This is a genomic window from Streptomyces sp. NPDC039430, from assembly GCF_055639435.1.
The window spans coordinates 1-17,559 of the sequence record NZ_JBVKAK010000014.1; the positions used below are offsets into that span (position 1 = coordinate 1).

General features: G+C 71.2%; 9 protein-coding genes. 3 read left to right on the forward strand and 6 right to left on the reverse strand.

What is annotated here, in order from left to right:
* The 4 genes from ACZ7LS_RS28385 to ACZ7LS_RS28400 all read right to left on the reverse strand — a co-directional run.
* On the reverse strand, nt 1–7,295 hold a 7,295-nt coding region (locus ACZ7LS_RS28385; RefSeq protein WP_385136924.1), incomplete at its 3' end, for an amino acid adenylation domain-containing protein.
* Between the two features lie 236 nt (nt 7,296–7,531).
* Entirely contained in the window at nt 7,532–8,941 is a 1,410-nt protein-coding gene (locus ACZ7LS_RS28390; protein WP_385136923.1) for a serine hydrolase domain-containing protein, read from the reverse strand.
* Between the two features lie 229 nt (nt 8,942–9,170).
* Nucleotides 9,171–11,939, reverse strand: coding sequence for an FtsX-like permease family protein (locus tag ACZ7LS_RS28395; RefSeq protein ID WP_385136921.1), 2,769 nt, complete (start codon nt 11,937–11,939; stop codon nt 9,171–9,173).
* Nucleotides 11,940–11,944: 5 nt separating this feature from the next.
* Nucleotides 11,945–12,763 carry an ABC transporter ATP-binding protein gene (locus ACZ7LS_RS28400; RefSeq protein WP_382530671.1) on the reverse strand — a complete coding sequence of 273 codons (819 nt, stop codon included), beginning with the start codon at nt 12,761–12,763 and terminating at the stop codon, nt 11,945–11,947.
* Nucleotides 12,764–13,049: 286 nt separating this feature from the next.
* Between ACZ7LS_RS28400 and ACZ7LS_RS28405 the strand changes: the two genes are divergently transcribed.
* Entirely contained in the window at nt 13,050–14,261 is a 1,212-nt protein-coding gene (locus tag ACZ7LS_RS28405; protein ID WP_382676037.1) for a sensor histidine kinase, read from the forward strand.
* Nucleotides 14,249–14,917 (forward strand): response regulator transcription factor, encoded by a 669-nt coding sequence (locus tag ACZ7LS_RS28410; protein ID WP_129769315.1) that lies wholly within the window; start codon nt 14,249–14,251, stop codon nt 14,915–14,917. Before ACZ7LS_RS28405 ends, ACZ7LS_RS28410 begins: the two co-directional genes overlap by 13 nt.
* A 280-nt stretch (nt 14,918–15,197) precedes the next feature.
* Here ACZ7LS_RS28410 and ACZ7LS_RS28415 read toward each other — a convergent pair whose 3' ends face one another.
* A complete protein-coding gene (locus tag ACZ7LS_RS28415) occupies nt 15,198–15,647 on the reverse strand; it encodes an SPX domain-containing protein (RefSeq protein ID WP_382530667.1) in 450 nt (149 codons plus the stop codon).
* A gap of 282 nt (nt 15,648–15,929) precedes the next feature.
* Here ACZ7LS_RS28415 and ACZ7LS_RS28420 point away from each other — a divergent pair, with 282 nt between their 5' ends.
* Nucleotides 15,930–16,799, forward strand: coding sequence for a thioesterase II family protein (locus tag ACZ7LS_RS28420; RefSeq protein WP_382530665.1), 870 nt, complete (start codon nt 15,930–15,932; stop codon nt 16,797–16,799).
* Here ACZ7LS_RS28420 and ACZ7LS_RS28425 read toward each other — a convergent pair.
* Nucleotides 16,681–17,232, reverse strand: coding sequence for an ATP-binding cassette domain-containing protein (locus ACZ7LS_RS28425; protein WP_385136919.1), 552 nt, complete (start codon nt 17,230–17,232; stop codon nt 16,681–16,683). The genes ACZ7LS_RS28420 and ACZ7LS_RS28425 overlap by 119 nt on opposite strands.
* Nucleotides 17,233–17,559: the final 327 nt, after the last annotated feature.

Here is a 17,559-nt window from a genome sequence, read left to right on the forward strand (position 1 = left end):
TCACGCCCCGCCATCCACCCCGCCTGAACACCCAGCCCACGACCACCCACCACCACCGGCAACACCAACCCATCACGCCGCGCCGCATAGTCGTCCAGCACGAGTGACACCACCCGAGCCAGACTCCAGCCGTCCAGCAGGATGTGGTGGAAGGTGAACAGCACGCGGACACGGTCGTCCGTGAGCCGGGCCAGGGTCAGCCGGGCGAGTGGGACGGAGCCCAGGTCCAGACCGCGCTGCCGGTCGGCGGCGACACGGTCCGTCCAGAGTGCGGCGTGCTCGGGGGCCGAGGCGGCCCGCCAGTCCAGGATCTCGACGGGCAGCGTGACCGACTCGCGCACCACCTGGACCGGCTGAGTCACGCCTTCCCACACGACTCCGATCCGCAGCGCCTGGATCTCGTCGACCATGCGCTGCCAGGACGCGGCGAACCGGTCGACGTCGGACACACCGCCGACGGCGAACATCAGCTGCTCGAAGTACGCGCTGGAACCGTCCTCGGCGAGGGCGTGGAAGAGCATCCCGGACTGCAACGGCATCAACGGCAATACGTCCTCGACACCACGCCCGTCACCGACCGCCGCGTCCAGGCCCGCCTGATCCAACGGCGACAACGGAAAGTCCGACGGCGTGACACCACCCACACCCGGCAGCTCACAGTGCGCGAGGAAACCCTCCAACTCCCCGACGAACGCCGACGCCAGCCCCTCCACGACCGCCTCGGAGAACACACCGGCCGACCTGACCAGGTGGACGACAAGCCGCCCGTCGACCACACGTGCCGCCACGTCCAGCGTGTGGGCCCGGGGGCCGAGCGGGCCGTGCTGCCGCCCGTCGGGCCCCGGCTCTGTCACGTGGTAGAGCGGATTCTCGGCCGGAGAGACACCGGTCCCGGCCCCTGTCCCGCTCCCGGCTCCGGCTCCGGCTCCGGCCTCGCCGAGGCAGCTGTAGCCGACCTGTGGACGGACCGTCCTGCCCAGGTCACCCGCCGCCGAGTCGGGATCCCCGAGGTAGCGCAGGGCGCCGTACCCATGACCATGGCCGGGTACGCCACGCAGCCGCTCTTTCGCGGACTTGACCAAGGCGTCCCAGTCGGCCGGGTCCGCACCCTCACCCCCGCCATCGCCTGCCTTATCACCCGCGTTATCGCCCGCGCCGGAGGCTCCGGAAGCCAGCTCCAGCGGGAAGACCGTACTGAACCAGCCCACCGTCCGGGACACATCGACGCCCCGGAACACGTCCTCCCGGCCGGTCCGTTCGACGTCCACAACAACCCGGTCCTGGCAGGTCCACCGGCCCAGGACGCGGGCGAGCACCGCGAGCAGCACCTCGTCAGGACCGGTCCGGTAGACCGATGTGGCGTGGTGGCAGAGCTTCCGCGTCGACTCGGCCGACAATTCCACCGATGTGACCAGGGGCTGGTGCGAGGCGTAGGGCGCGGGAGTGCCCTGCCCAGGCAGTTCGGTCGGTACGTCCTGGCCGACCCCGCTCCAGTACTCCAGCTCCGCGTCGAAGCCGCCCGCCTCCACATGCGACCGCAACCGCGAAGCCCACTCCTGGAACGACGCGGAACGCGGACCCAGATCCACCACCGCCCCGGACACCAACTGCCCGTACGCCAGAGCCAGATCCTCCAGCAACACCCGCCACGACGCCTCGTCCGCGACCAGATGGTGTGCGACCACCGCCAGCTCACCGCCCTCCTCTCCGCGTTCGAAGAGCGCGAAGCGGATCAGCGGTCCTTCCGCCAGATCGAAGCCGGTCCGCAGGGCCTCGACGGTTTCGTCCATGGCGGCGCGTGCGGCCGGTGCTGGGAGCGCCGAGAGATCGTGGCGGTCGAGGGTGACGGACCGGTCCTCGGCGAGATTGCGCTGCCGCCAGCCCGCGCCGGTCCGTTCGTAGCGCAGTCGCAGGGCGTCGTGATGGGCCACCAGCGCGGTCACCGCACCCGCAAGCGCCACCGGGTCGGTGCCGGGACGCAGACCGAGCCGTACGGCGGTGCTGAGCAGTCGCGGGTCCTTGCGATGGGTGCGGAAGAACCAGCGCTGAATGGGGGTGAGTACCACAGGGCCCTCCACGGGCGGTCGGTCCCGGCCGGCGGAATCGTCCGCATCGGCGCTGGTCAGTGCGGCAGCCAGGGCCGCGATGGTCTGCCGTACGAACAGGTCCTGCACGGCGAGTGCGATGCCCGCGGCGCGGGCCTGGGAGACGACCTGGATGCTGAGGATCGAGTCGCCGCCCAGATCGAAGAAGTTGTCGTCCACACCAACCCGTTCAAGGCCGAGCACCCGCGCCCAGATCCCGCAGAGAATCTCCTCCGTCGCGGAACGCGGAGCCACATACCCGGCCCCCTCGACACCGCCCGGCTCAGGACTCGGCAGTGCCTTGCGGTCGACCTTGCCATTCGGCATCAACGGCAACGCGTCCAACGTCATAAACGCGGACGGCACCATGTACTCCGGCAGCACACCCGCCAGGAACTCCCGCAGACCAGCCGCCGTCGGCGCCGCCCCGGATACGGGAACGACGTACCCGACCAGCCGCTTCGCACTCCCCCGGCCCCGCACGGCCAGCACGACCGCTTGTGCGATGTCCGGATGGCCGGCGAGTGCGGACTCCACCTCACCCAGCTCGATACGGAAACCCCGCACCTTCACCTGATCATCGGACCGGCCCACAAACTCCAGCACACCCTCCGCACACCACCGCACCACATCCCCGGTCCGATACATCCGCGCACCCACCCCACCAAACGGATCCGCCACAAACCGCTCCGCCGTCAAACCCCGCAACCCCACATACCCCTGCGCCACACCCCCACCACCAACAAACAACTCCCCCGCCACACCCACCGGAACCGGACGCAACCACCCATCCAGCACATACACCCGAGCATTCCCCACCGGCCGCCCAATCGGCGGAACACCCCACACCTCCGCCGACAAAGCATCACTAAACGTCACCGCAACACTCGCCTCAGACGGACCATACGCATTCACCATCCGCCGACCCGGCGCCCAACGCGCCACCAGATCAGCACTCACCGCCTCCGCACCCACCATCAACGACCGCAAATCCGGCAACTCCACCACAGGAAGCGCCGACAGAAGAGCGGGAACGAGAAACGCGTGATTCACCCGATGACGCACCAGCAACCCCACCAAATCCTCCGCCGACACCACACCAGCAGGCGAGATGACCAGCGCACCACCCAGACCCAACCCCGACAACACCTCAAGAATCGACGCATCAAAACTCGGCGACGCCGTCAGCAACACCCGATCACCCGGCCGCACCCCAAACCCCACACCCAACCCCGCCACAAACGCACTCAACCCACCACCCGGAACCTCCACACCCTTCGGCACACCCGTCGAACCCGACGTATAAATCACATACGCCGGCTGCCGCAGATCCACCGACACCTCAGGAAGAACCGACGAAAACCCCGCCAACACCCCACCCAAAGCGTCGACATGAACAACCCTGACGTGATCGCCGGCGGACAGCTCCGCGCTCGCGGTCGACTCGGTGAGCACCAGAACGGAACCGGAGTCGGCCAGCATGTGCGCGAACCGGTCCGCGGGGAACTTCGGATCCAGGGGCACATACACACCGCCCGCGTGCACCACGCCCAGCAGCGCGACGAGCCACTCCATGCCGCGCTCCATCGCCACCGCGACCCGCTGCCCGGGCCGCACCCCCTCACCGATCAGAAAGTGCGCCAGCCGCGCCGCCCGCCCATGAAGCTCCGCATACGTCAGCGTCTCCCCACCGCAGATCACGGCGGGCAGATCAGGAGTCCGGTCCAGCTGAGCACGGAAGATCCCCGCCAGCGTCAGCCGCTCCGCCAGCTCCTCACCCGTGCCCCACTCCTCCAGTAGTTTTCTGGTTTCCTCGGGGTCCAGCGTGCCTGCCTCGGCCATGCGGCGGTCCGGGGCGGCGGTCAGCTCGCCCAGCAGCGTGACGAAGGTGTGGGTGAGCCGCTCCATGGTGGTGGAATCGAAGAGATCGGTGCTGTACTCGACAGATCCCGTGAGTCCGCCGTCCGCGTTGTGCCAGAACTCCAGCGTCACATCGAACAGCGCCGCCTCTCGCGGCAGGTCGGTGTTCGACGCCTCGATGCCCGGCAGTTCGGGAACTCCGGCCGGGGCGTTCTGCAGGACAAGCATGACCTGGATGAGCGGCGGCCTGCTCGGGTCTCGTTCGGGGAGTACGGCGTCCACGACGCGGTCGAACGGCACCAGCGCGTGGTCCAGCGCCTGCCGCACGCTCTCCCGGGCACGGTCGGTGAACTGGGCGAAGGTCAGCGACTCGTCCACATCCGCGCGCAGCACCAGTGTGTCGACGAAGAATCCCACGAGATCGGCGAGTTCGGCGCGGTCCCGGCCCGATCCCGCTGTGCCGAGCACGATGTCGCGCTGGCCCGACCAACGGGCGAGCAGCAGTTGTGTGGCGGCGGCCAGTGGCGCGAAGAGGGTGGTGCCCCGCGCCCGGCCGACGGCGGTGAGTGCCCGGACGGTCTCGGCCGGCACATCGAACAGCCGTCGTGCCCCGGCCGAGGTGCGGACGGCGGGGCGCGGTCGGTCGGTGGGCAGCTCCAGCGGTGTGACACCGGCCAGCTCCCGCTTCCAGTGGGCGAGCTGCTCATCCACCGCCGGGTCCGCCAGCCGGTGGCGCTGCCAAGCGGCGAAGTCGGCGTACTGGACGACGAGTTCGGGCAGCCCGGCAGCCGCGAGTACAGCCTCGGCATCCGCACCGCCACCCGCACCCGCACCCGCACCCGCACCACCGGACCGCACCGCGAGTGCGGCCGTGTACAACGCGCCCAGCTCCCGTGCGACGACCTCCATCGACCAGGCGTCGGCGGCGATATGGTGCGCGGTGAGCACGAGCAGGTGATCGTCGGGCGCCGTGCGCACCAGCAGCGCGCGCAGTACGGGGCCGGAGCCGAGGTCGAAGGGCGCGGACACCTCGGCGCGCAGTACCTCGTCGAGCCGCCCCTCATGATCCCCAGCAGAGGGATCCCCACCAGAGGGGCCCCCACCGGAGAGATCCGTATCTGACAGATCGATCACCGGCAGTGGCACCGGCGCCGGCTCTCCGATGATCTGGAGCACCTGTCCGTCGGCCTCGGCGTATGTGGTGCGCAACGGCTCGTGCCGGGCGACGAGCGCGGTCAGCGCGTCGGCGAGCGCGTCGGTGCGCAGGTCCCCGGCGAGCCGCAGTCCGGTGGCGCAGTTGTACGCCGCGCCACCCGGCTCGTACGCGTCCAGGAACCACAGCCGCTGCTGCGCGGACGAGGCCGCCAGCGCCCCGCTCCGGTCGACGGGGGCGAGCGGAGCCATAGTCCCCGCCTCCCGGCCGCTGCCACTGCCACTGCCGCCGCCACTGCCGCTCTCGCTCAGCCCGGCGGCGTACGTGGCGTAGGCGGCGACGGTCGGGTGGTCGAAGACCGCGGTGGACGCGGGGGTGAGGCCGAGTCGTCGCTCGACCTGGAAGGCCATCCGCAGACCGGAGATGGAGTCGCCGCCGAGTGCGAAGAAGTCCTCCGTCACACCGATCCGCGGCCGGCCGAGCACGTCCTCCCAGATCCCGGCGAGCTCCGATTCCAGTGCGGTGCGCGGTGCCGCGTACGGGACGGACTCGGACCGGTCCATGTCACCGACGAGGTCCGTGGGAGCGGGCAGCGCCCTGCGGTCGACCTTGCCATTGGGTGTCAGTGGCAGCCGTTCCATGGCGATGTAGGAAGTCGGCACCATATGGGCCGGCAACCGGCCCGAGGCGTGCCTGCGCAGTTCGGCGGCTCCGGGGCGCCCGTCGGGGCCCACCGGCACGTAGTGGGCGACGAGTTGGTCCGTACCGGCGTTCTCCACCAGCGTGACCACCGACTGCAGGACGGCGTCGTGGCCGGTGAGTACGGCCTCGATCTCGCCCAACTCCACGCGCAGGCCACGGATCTTGACCTGGCCGTCGGCGCGGCCGATGAACTCGTGCTCGCCTCCCGGCAGCAGTCTGACCAGGTCGCCGGTGCGGTACATCCGGGATCCCGGGGGGCCGTACGGGTCGGCGACGAACCGTTCGGCGGTGAGCCCCGGGCGGTTGACGTACCCCCGGGCCAGGCCGTCGCCCGCGATGCACAGTTCGCCGGTGCCGCCTACGGGCACCGGTCGCAGCTTCTCGTCCAGGACCATGACCCGGGCGCCGTCGATGGCCCGGCCGATCCCGGGCGAGACGGTGAGATCGGCGGGCAGCGGCCCGTTGAGGGTGACGGTGACGGTCGCCTCGGTGGGTCCGTACATATTGATCATCCGTCGGCCGGCGGCCCAGCGGGCGACCAGTTCCGGCGGGCAGTTCTCGCCGCCCGTCGCCAGCGCGCGCAGGTGCGGCAGCTCGATCGGCGGTGTCACCGTGGCCAGCACGGACGGCGGCATCATGGTGTGGGTGACGGCCCCGTCGGCGAGCAGGGCTCCGAGCGCTTCACCGACGGCCTGGGTGGGGCTCTCGGGCAGGATCAGTGTGGCGCCCGCGTACCAGGTCTGCACCAGGTCCGCGATGGAGACGTCGAAGTTGGGCGAGGCGAACTGGAGGACCCGGCTGTCCTCGTCGATGGCCAGCGCCGCCACATGGGCGAGGGCGAGATTCCCGAGTCCGCGATGGGTGACGGCCACGCCCTTGGGGGTACCGCTGGAACCCGAGGTGAACAGAATGTACGCGGTGTTGTCGAGGTGCGTGGCGGCCCTGCGCGCGGTGGCCGTGTGCGTGGTGGCCGTGTGCGTGGTGGCCCTGTGCGCGGCGCCCGGGTGTGTGGTGGTGTCCGGGTGTGTGGTGAAGTCCGGCGCGGTGCCGGGGCCTTCCGGATCCACCCCCGCCAGGCTCTCCAGCGACAGGGTGTCGGGAGCGTTGTCGGGCCGCGCCCCCGGCCCGTCGTCGCTGATCACCAGCTCGATTCCGGCGTCCTCGACCATGAACGACAGCCGCTCGGCGGGGTAGTTGGGGTCGAGTGGTACGTAGGCCCCGCCCGCCTTGAGGACGGCGAGCAGCGAGACGATCAGTTCGGGGCCACGCCGCAGGCAGACACCGACCCGGGTCTCGGATCGCACGCCCCTGGCGGCGAGCCGGTGTGCGAGCCGGTTGGCGCGCCGTTCGACCTCGGCGTAGCTGAGCCGGACGGCGCCCCACTCGACGGCGGTGTGTTCGGGTCGGCGCGCCGCCTGGCTCTCGAACAGCCCGTGCAGGGTGGAATCACCGGCTGTCCGACGGCCGTGCGTTGAGGAGCTGTTGCCTGAGTTCATGTCGAGACCTCATGGAACGCCGAGAGGGAGGGTGGCCTGTGCCGTGTGCGGGACGCCGGTCCGAGGGAATCGGGTACCGAACGCACCCATTTGATCACTGTGAGTGACAATGGAGCGCGTGCGTGACCGCCAGGCGCGCTCTGTCCCGCGCGCGTCTGCCCTGCGGCACCGCTTGTTCTCTGGCTGGTTGATCCCCGCCGTGGCCGCCCGCTCAGCGCGGCCGGGCACGGCGGTGGTCAGTGTGGTTGTGCCGTGACCGGCTGGCGCAGCAGCGTACGGCCGCTGTACTGGAGGACACGTACGTCCCCGGTGGCCGCGTCTTTGAGGAATCGGCCGAGGAACACGCCCGCGTCCCCCGGCCGGCTGGAGAAGACGAGACCGCTGTGGGAGGCGGCGGAGTCCCGGGCGCCGTTGGGGAGTTCCAGCAGTATGTTGCGGTCGTCGAGGCTGACCGTGACGGCGAGGTCGCCGTTGCGGTAGGTGCCGGCGCAGTCCGCGAATCCCGCCGTGGATCCGGGGGACGGCGGGACCACGCTGTAGACGCCGACGGAGATGCCCACGGACCGCAGTTCGCGGAGCACCGCCTCCCACAGCCCTTGCCCGGAGGCCGAGTTGGTCGTCAGCGCGACCACGGTCCCCTGGCTGGGCTGGATGCGCAGATGACAGGTGGTGCCGTCCAGCGTTCCGTCGTGGCCGAGCCAGCGGTCCTCCGGCGGGCCGAAGTGGCCGAGGCCCAGGCCCCAGCCGTCGGCCAGCCCGAAGGGCTCCGCACCGGCGACGGGCCGGGCCATCTCGCGCAGTGTGTCGGAGTCGGCCACGGCGTCCCTGTCCAGGTCACCGGGGTCGTCCAGGTGCAGTTGGGCGAAGCGTACGAGGTCGGCGGCGCTGCCGGCGAGCCCGCCAGCGGGGGTGAAGCCCGCGCCGGCCGAGCAGCGTACGGAGTGCACCACGCGGTCGCCGCCGGGGGTGGTGCGCGTGGTGTGTCCTGCCACCGCGCGGACCGGCTCGCCGTCGCGCGGGGTGCCGGGCAGCAGGCCGATCCCGGCGCCCAGCGGTGTCAGCAGGTAGTCGCGTACGGCCTGCCACCAGGTCAGTCCGGTGGCGGCTTCGACGACACGGCCCGCGATGCCGTAGCCGACGTTGGAGTAGGAGAACGCGCCGGGGGCAGGCCAGAGCGCGGGCGCGTCCGCCGGGCCGGTGGCCAGGAAGCCGGTGAGCCAGCGGCGCAGCGAGGTGGCGTCCCCGTCGTCGTGGTCGGACGGCAACCCGGCCGTGTGGCTGAGGAGTTGGCGGAGCGTGGCGTCGAGTCCCGGGTGGCCGTCGGCGCTGGCCCGTTCCCCGAGCCAGGTGCGCACCGGCAGATCCAGGCCGAGGTCGCCGTCGGAGACCAGCTGGAGTACGGAGGCCGCGGTCAGCGCCTTGGTGACGGAGCCGTAGGGGAAGGCGGAGTCACGGTGCACGGGGCGTCCGCCGCCGTATTCCTCTTCGCCGAACTCCCAGGTGCGCAGGGTCCCTTGGTAGTACACCGCCAGCTGTCCGCCGACCACTCCGTGCTCCTCGCCCAGGCCGCCCGGACAGCCGAGGCGGTCGAGGGGATGGCTGAAGGGAGCGCCACTGACCTTCTCTTCCGCGATGGTCCCCAACACTGCGAACAAGCTCCTTCTTCACTGTGCGCGAAGTCCGGCGTGTACCGCGCGGCTCGGCGGCCGACCGCTTCAGTTGCGCGCAGTCGACCGCACGAAAGGGATTCTTCAGCAGAGGTGAAGGCTCGAACAAGGATTTAAGTGCTGTTGTAAACACCGAGCCCAGAGGCCTGATCACGAAGACTTTCGAGGACGGCGGCGGTCTCCTGGCTCCCACCCCCGTCGCGATCTGTCAGCCGTGGCCGACCACGCTCGGCGGCCGTTTGCGCAGCACGGATCTCAGCGGCAGCGTGTACCCGGCCCCGGCGGTGACGACCACAACCAGCACAACCACTCCTGCCTGCTCCGGAGGCATATAGGGCCAGGATCCGGTCGTCGCGAGACTGAAGGCCAGGAGCGGGACGAGCGCGGTCACCGTGCCCACCACCAGCCCCACCAGCATCACGGTCATCGCCTCGATCCGGAGCATCCAGCGGATCTGCCGCCGGCCCGCGCCCACCAGCCGCAGCAGGATCACCTCCTGCCGGCGGCCGACCATGATGAGCACGAGCGTGCTGAGCACGGCGATGACCGTGAAGCCGCCGATCACACTCACCGCGACCAGGGAGATGACCTGGCCGACGCCGCGGTCCTCGGTCCGCAGATGCTCGCCCTTCGGCCGCTCCGTGACCGTCGCCCCGGGCGCGGCGCCCGCCAGCGCCCGCTGGACCGCCGCTTTCACGTCCTGGAGGGCGGCTCCGGGCACCACGCTCAGCAGGACCCGCGTGTGGAGGGGCGCGGCCAGGTGCGGTGCCAGTTCGGCGGGGGCGAACAGGAAGTCGCCGAGCGCCAGGGACCGTTCGTACACCGCGGCCACCCTCAGCGCCACGTTCGCGCCGTCGCCGTAGCGCACCGTGACCTCGGAGCCGACATCCAGGTCCAGCGACCGCGCCCGCTCCTCCCCCACCGCGACGGTGCCCGCGCGCAGGTCGCCGAGATCGCCCGCGGTGACCTTGGGGTCGAGGGTGGCGGGCAGCGCCGACGGGTCGACGGCGATCACCGGCAGCCGGTCCAGCCTCGGCTCCCCGGCTTCCTTGCGGGCCAGGACGACCGTACTGTGCAGCACCCCGGAGGCGGCCGCCACTCCGGGCACCTCCTTGACCCGGCGCACCGTCACGTCCGGGATCCCCGGCCCTTCCGTGGTGACGGCCAGTTCGGCCCGCATGGCCTGGCCCGCCTGCCGGCCGCCCTGTGTGTCGAGGGTCGCCCCGGCCGAGAGCTGGACCCCGGCGAAGGCCACCACGAGCACGATCGGTGTGATCGCGGCGCCCAGCCTGCGGGAGTTGGCCCGGGAGGCGGCGGCGGCGAGATAACCGCCCGCACCGCCCAGCCGCTCCGCGGGCACACCGAGCACCCGCATGGCACCCCACGCGATCCAGGGCCCGAGCAGCGCACACGCGATGACCAGGCACACCGCCGCGGTGCTGGCGGCCATCGCGGCCAGTTCCCCGAACTGGAGGACCGCGGTGCCGGCCGCGCCGCATCCCAGGACGAGCATCACGACGCCGGTGACGGCCCGGCCCCGGCCGAACTGTTCGGCCTCGCTCTGGGCCTCGCCCATCGCCTGCGCGGGGCGCACCTTGGCGATACGGCCGCAGGCGATCGCGGCGGCGATCCTGGCGACCAGTACCGTCAGAGCGCCGGTGACCAGCGGTGCCGCGTACATCCAGAAGGGGGCGGGGAGTTCGAGGCCGATCGGGACCGCGCCACGCGTCCGCAGCATCTTGATCAGCGCCAGAAACACCGGCACCGCGCCGAGCGCGCCGGCCAGGGCGGCGGTCGCGGCCACCACGTTGACCTCGCGGCTGACCATGGCACGCAGCTGCCGGGGGGTCGCGCCCACCGCGCGCAGCAGCGCCATCTCGCGGGCGCGCTGGTGGATCGCCTGGGCGACGGTGCTGGAGACCACGAGCAGGGCGATCAGTACGACGAGCGCGCAGACCGAGCCGAGCAGTGCCAGCAGACTCATCCGGCTGGGGGCGGAGGTCACGAACTCCGTTTCCCCGCGGCCGTTTCCGGTCAGGACGCGCAGTGAGGTGTTGTCGTCCTTGTAGCGTGCGTCGGCGGCGGCGCTACGGGCCGGCCGCGCACCGTCCAGCGCTTCCCGCAGCCGTGGGTGGAGGGTGTCCGCGCTGACGCCGGGTTCGGCGAGCACGCCGATGGCGTCGGTGGTCTCCGGGTGGCCGGCGAGGAGGCGGGCCCGCTCGTCGCTGAAGAAGACGGCGCCCTGGTTGCCGAGTCCGCTGTCGTCCGCCCGTCCCTCGGGCGCCGCGATGCCGGAGACCCGGTACATCTCGGGCGCGCCCGTGGACTGGAGCCGTACCGCGTCGCCGACCCGGGCACCGGCCCGTTCGGCGAGATCACCGTCCAGCACGACCTGGTCGGGATTCGTCGGGGCCCGGCCGTCGCGGAGGGTGAACGGCGCGAGCGCGGCGGCGCGCCAGGTGTGTCCGTAGACCGGGGAGGCGCCGGAGTCGCTGTCGGGTCCGGCCACGAGCGAGCCGTCCGCGTCGGTCAGCGCGACGGGAAAGGTGTCGTCGGCGATGGCGGCCCGTACGCCGGGGACGGCCTCGATCCGGGGCAGCACCGAGCGCGGCACCCGCACCCGTTCGGTGAGCGCCGCCGTCTGCGTCTGCCGCTTGGACCCCCAGGGCTTTGCGGTGAAGCGTGTCTCCTGGTCACCGGCGACGACCGCGGCCGCGGCGGCGTAGCGCTCCACGCTCGCGTGGCCGAGGGCGGCGGACAGTACGGCGAGACCGAAGCTGCTGAGCACGAGCGAGGTGAGCAGGAGGGCCGCGAACACCGCTGTCCACGCCCTGGTGTGGATCCGCATCGAGCGGCCGGCGAGGAAGCGCGCGATATGGCGGGTGCGGGCCGGGCTGTCGTGGTTACGGGCCAGCTCGTGCGGGCCGGGCGGCCGGGCCGGGTCGGCGCCGGGGAGCGTACTGGATCCGAGCGGCATGCTCCTCACGCCTCCCTGAGCTCTGACAGCATCCGTGTCACGGCGTCGGCCCCGGGGTTGGGCAGCCGGCCGACGATCCGCCCCGCCTCGATGAAGAGGGCCTCGTCCGTCCAGGACGCGGCGAGCGCGTCATGGGTGACCATGACGACGGTGTGCCCCTGCCGTTCCACCGCGTCGCGCAGGAGTACGAGCACATCCCGCGCGGTGACCGGGTCGAGCGCGCCGGTGGGCTCGTCCGCGAAGATCACGGCGGGGTCGGTGACCAGCGCGCGGGCGATGGCGACGCGCTGCTGCTGGCCGCCGGAGAGCCGCAGTGGCGAGTCCTCGGCCCGGTCGGCGAGCCCGACGGACTCCAGTACCTGGAGGGCGCGTTCACGTACGGCGGGGCTGTCGGGCCGCTCGCCGGCCAGCAGCAGGGGCAGCGCGGTGTTCTCCCGGACGCTGAGCGAGGGCACCAGATTGAGCGCCTGGAACACGAAGCCGATCCGCTCCCGGCGCAGCCGGGTGAGCGCGGCCTCGCTGAGCCGCGAGAGGTCGATGTCGCCGAGCCGCACCGTGCCGGACGTGGGCTGGTCGAGGCCCGCGGCACACTGGAGGAAGGTCGTCTTGCCGGATCCGGAGCGGCCCATGACCGCGAGGAACGTGCCGCGTTCGACGGTCGCGGTGACACCGTCCAGGGCGTTCACGGGGGTGCCGTTGCGCCGGTAGCGGCGCGTGACCGACTCCAGTGTCAGCGCCGGCGCGGGGCCGGGGGCGGCGCTGACCGAGGCCCCTCGGGTGCCGCTTCTCGCCGTGGCACGTTTCCCCGTGCGAAGCCTGACCATGTGTGTGCGCCTTCCAGGCAGTACGGCCCAGGTGCGGCCGTGTCCGTGCCGGCCGGCCAACTGCCCCGCCGGCTGGCGTGTTCCTCCTGGTGAGAACGGTACGGAGCGGTCGGCCCCGGCACGATGGAGCGCACACCCGTCCTGGGGTTCAGCCTGCGTCACCCCGGCTGGGGTGACGGACGTACCTCGCGAACAGCCGGTTCGCATTACCGTGATCGGAAGGGTCCGTCGTCCACCGGACGCCCGTCCTGTCCCGGACGACCGTCCTGCCCCCAGGGAGCCCGCCGTGCGTGATTTCTCCACTCAGCTCCAGCGTTCCTGGCACGACACGTACTATCTGGTGCTCGCCCTTCCGGTGGCGTCGATGTGCTTTCTGATGGCCGCGGCCGTACCACTGGGGCTGGTCTTCATGGCGCTCATCATCGGCGCGCCCGCCTGGCCCGATCTCGTGCGATTACTCCGCAGACTGGCCGGATACGAGCGGGTGCGGGCCGGGACCCGGCTCCGTGCGCCGGTCGCCGAGCAGTATCTGCCGCTCGACGGTGTGCCGGCGGACCGGCTGCGGCTGTCGCTGACGGACCCCGGCACCTGGCGCGACGCGCGCTGGCTGCCGTTACAGATCGTCATCACCCTGCTGTTCTGCGCGGTGGCCATCCTGGTGTGGGTGGTCGGTCTGGTGGTGGACGGGCTCCACATGGGGGTGGGCGGCGCGGTCGCACGGCGCCGCGAGGACGCGTACGGGACGCCCGCCAAGCCCCGTACCCCGCTGGTGCTGCACCGGCTCGGCACGCTCGCGGACACTCAGGCCGCGTGGAGCGCGGCGCTGCTGCGGCCGAAGCCGTCCGCCCGGCTGGTGGACCGGATCGCGGAGCTGTCGGAGAGCCGGGCGGGCGCGGTGGAGGCGCACAGCGCCGAACTGCGCCGTATCGAGAGGGACTTGCACGACGGCGTACAGGCGCAGCTGGTGGCGCTCTCGATGCGGATCGGGCTGGCCAAACAGCTGGTGCGGACGAATCCGGACGCCGCGCTGGCCCGGCTGGACGAGGCGCAGTCGGGCGTGGAGAGCACGCTGGCGGATCTGCGGCATGTGGTGCGTACGGTGCACCCGCCGGTGCTGACCGACCGCGGTCTGGCCGGTGCGGTCCGCGCGCTGGCGGCGTCCTCGGAGATCCCGGTGGAGATGGGTCTCGGCTCGGTGGAGAACTCCTTCCGGCTGCCGGCCGCGGTCGAGGCCGCGGCGTACTTCGTGGTGGCCGAGGGGCTGACCAATATCCGAAAGCATTCGGGGGCCACCCAGGCGTCGGTGCGTTTCACCCGGGGCAACGGCATACTGAGGGTCATCGTGGCCGACAACGGCCGCGGTGGCGCCGACGAGCACGAGGGCAGTGGTCTGATCGGCATCCGCCGGCGCGTCGCCGCGCTTGACGGCACGGCGAGCCTTTCCAGCCCACTCGGTGGGCCGACCAAGCTGAAAGTGGAGCTGCCTTGCGGATCGTGATCGCGGAGGACAACGCCCTCTTACGTGAGGGAATGGTCCTGCTGCTGACCAGCAATGGCCATGAGGTGGTGGCGACGTGCGCCGCCGGGCCCGAGGTGATGCCCGCGCTGCGCGAGCACCGTCCGGACGCGGCGGTGCTGGACGTACGGCTGCCGCCGACCTTCCGTGACGAGGGACTGCGCGCGGCGGTACAGGCCCGTAGCGAACTGCCCGACCTGCCGATCCTGGTGCTGTCCCAGTATGTCGAACAGACGTACGCGGCCGAGTTGTTGGCCCAGGGTGCCCGCGGCATCGGCTATCTGCTCAAGGACCGGGTCGGGCGGGTGGAGCAGTTCCTGGAGGCGCTGGAGCGCATCACCACCGGCGGGACGGCGCTCGACCCCGAGGTCGTCACCGAGATCCTCAGCCAGAAGGCCGCCGCGCGACCGCTGCAGGCGCTGACGCCGCGTGAGCACGAGGTGCTGGAGATGATGGCGCAGGGGCTCGCCAACGGGGCCATCGCGGAGCGGCTGGTCATCACCGAACGGGCCGTCAGCAAACACATCCGGGGAGTCTTCGACAAGCTCGGGCTGCCGCCCGAGGGCGGGAACGTGCACCGCCGGGTACTGGCCGTGCTGGCATATCTGGGCAATCACGCACCGGAGAACTCCGCGTAACGTTCACACGACCCACCCCGGGTGTGAGGGTCGGAGGATCGCGCCCCGGGCAGCGGAAAAGCCCCGGGCATCCGGAGACGGGGGAGACTCCGAACGCCCGGGGCGGGGATTCCGCACTGCCACGACGGGGGAATGAACAGCCGTGGGAATCCCGGCTTATGGGCGCGGCCGTATCTCGGACCGCGGTATCTCAGGCGCCGTTGCGTCTCGGGCCGTTGCGTATCCGGCCGCTTCGTATCAGGCCGCCGGATCGCGGCCGCCGTTTCTCAGCCGCTGTATGTCAGCCGAACGAGATGCAGGTGTTACGGATAATCTTGATCCGCTTGGTGGTCTCCGAGATGATTTCGCCGACCGAGTCGGGATCGCGGCCGCCGGGCGAGACACTGCGTAATTCCTTCGCGGCCTCACGGAGCTTCTCGTCGTCGGTGTCCTCCGCCAACTGGGCGATCTCGTCGGCGAGATCCTTGAGTTCCTTCTCCGCCGCCTCCGGGTCCTTCGAATCGGAGAAGTTCGTGGACTTGGCGAGAATCTTCTCGCACGCGTCGCCGCGGCTCTTGGCGTTCTCCGGCCCCTCGCACGCGGCCATACCGAGCATCGCCGGTACGACGATGAGAGCGGCGAGCACCGCCCTGGCCGTGGTGCGCCGCGGGCCGCGCCCCGGCCGCGCCGGGCCGGGGTCACGACCGGCGCGCGTACCGCCGGTGGTCGTCCTCTGGGCTGTGTCCGCCATGGAAGTGCTCCCACTCGTGCCCGTCGTATCGCGGTCGAGCCGCGCCGTCTGACTCCATCGTGTCGGGCGCCGGGGTTCAGGTCAGTACACCGCGTACCCGGACCGGGGTGGCACCTGCACCACCATCACGGGTTCAGCACGCCGCGTGAACGCCCTGACACCCGTCCCCAGCAGGGCAGTTACGCCCAGGCTTAAAGGGCTCCCGGACGCCGTCCCACGATGGGACCATGCCGCCATGTCCCGGCACCGCCCCCATCCCGACCCCGGCGAAGGTGACTCACCGTGTCTCAGAACCGACCTTCCGCACCTCGGCGCGCGCCACGCTGGGTGGTGTCCAGGCCGCCCCGGCCCGCGGCGGACCTACGGCTGTTCTGCTTCCCGTACGCCGGCGGCGGATCCAGCATCTTCCGTTCCTGGGCAGGCCACTTGGACGAGAACGTGGAGGTGTGCCCTGTGCTGCTCCCCGGCCGTGAGGAGCGGTTCAGCGAGCCGCCGCACACCCGGGTGACGGATCTGGTGCCGCGGCTGGCCGACCGGATGGCGAGCTGGTTCGACAAGCCGTTCGCGTTCTTCGGCCACAGCATGGGCGGGGAGATCGCGTTCGCGCTCGCCGAGCATCTGTGCGCGCGGGGCCCGGGAACGGCACGCCCCGGACATGTCTTCGTCTCGGGTTGCGTACCGTCCCCGGGCCCCGTCCAGCGGCACACCCTGCCCGACGCCGAACTGCTCGCCGAGATACGGGAGATGAACGGGGCTCCGGCGGAGTTCCTGAACGACCCCGAGCTGATCGGGCTGATGCTGCCCACGCTGCGGGCGGACTTCACCCTGGCGGAGACCGGGCTGCCGGACCCCGCCTCGGTGCTTCCGGTGCCGCTGACCGCCTTCGCGGGCACGGACGATCCGGAAGCCGGTCCGGGGCAGGTCAAGGCGTGGGCGCGGCACACCAGCGGGCCGTTCGCGACGCACGAGCTGGCGGGCGATCACTTCTTCCTGCACGACCCGGGCCCGCTGCTGGAGATCGTCGGACGGGTGCTCAGCTCAGGCTCGGATCCGTACAGTTCCGGCGCGGATCCTCAGCGTCCCGGCCCCGGTGATCGGCGTCCCGGCCCCGGTTCTGACGGCTCCGGCCGGAGCGCTCCAGACAGTCGCTGATCACCTCGGGACCGGCCCCGGCGACCATGTCGACGACGCGCCCGTCCCGCAGGAACACCACGGCGTCGGCGCACGCGGCCACCGTCGGCGACGAGGCCGACATCACCGCCGCGACGCCATGCCCCTCCACCGCCCGGCGCAGCGCCGCGCCGGACTCCTCCGACGCCTCGTCGGCGAGCAGCAGACGCGGCCCGAGCGCGACCGCCGCCGCGACGGAGCCCGCCCCGCCCGCCCCGCCCGGCCCGCCCGGCCCGGACACCCAGGACGCCAGCGGCCCGCGCCCGTCCCCGCTCCCGGGCGCGCGCCGCACCACTCCGGAGGATGGCTGGATCTCGCCGGAAAGGCACTTCAACAGCGTGGTCTTACCGGGGCTGTCCTCGCCCATTACCGCGAGAAACACCCCCTCTCTCACGACCAGGCTGACATTCCGCAACGCATAAATGGTCCGGGGTCTCGTCTCATAAATCTTCGTGACATTTTCGAGGGCGACAACTTCGGACACGCGTTCGACTGATTGGCTCGAATCCACGTGCATCATCGAAACTCTCCCCTATATCGCGCTGTCACGGCGAAATGAACCCGCACCCCGCACCTGCCCGCCGGCGCTTCACACGCGGCAAAGGTACCGATACCGAGCAACGCCGGAACAGGGGGGTCCGCAAGCGAATTGCGGGTACAGCTAACCTACCCAAGGACGTAGTGCGAGCACCCGTGACAGCGCGAAAGAGCCCAATTACCGGCACTATCAGCCACACACCAT

What these genes read in the sequence shown, in the direction of transcription:
- ACZ7LS_RS28395 (WP_385136921.1), bottom strand. Translation starts at nt 11,939, where the DNA reads ATGCCGCTCGGATCCAGTACGCTCCCCGGCGCCGACCCGGCCCGGCCG.
- ACZ7LS_RS28400 (WP_382530671.1), bottom strand. Translation starts at nt 12,763, where the DNA reads ATGGTCAGGCTTCGCACGGGGAAACGTGCCACGGCGAGAAGCGGCACC.
- ACZ7LS_RS28415 (WP_382530667.1), bottom strand. Translation starts at nt 15,647, where the DNA reads ATGGCGGACACAGCCCAGAGGACGACCACCGGCGGTACGCGCGCCGGT.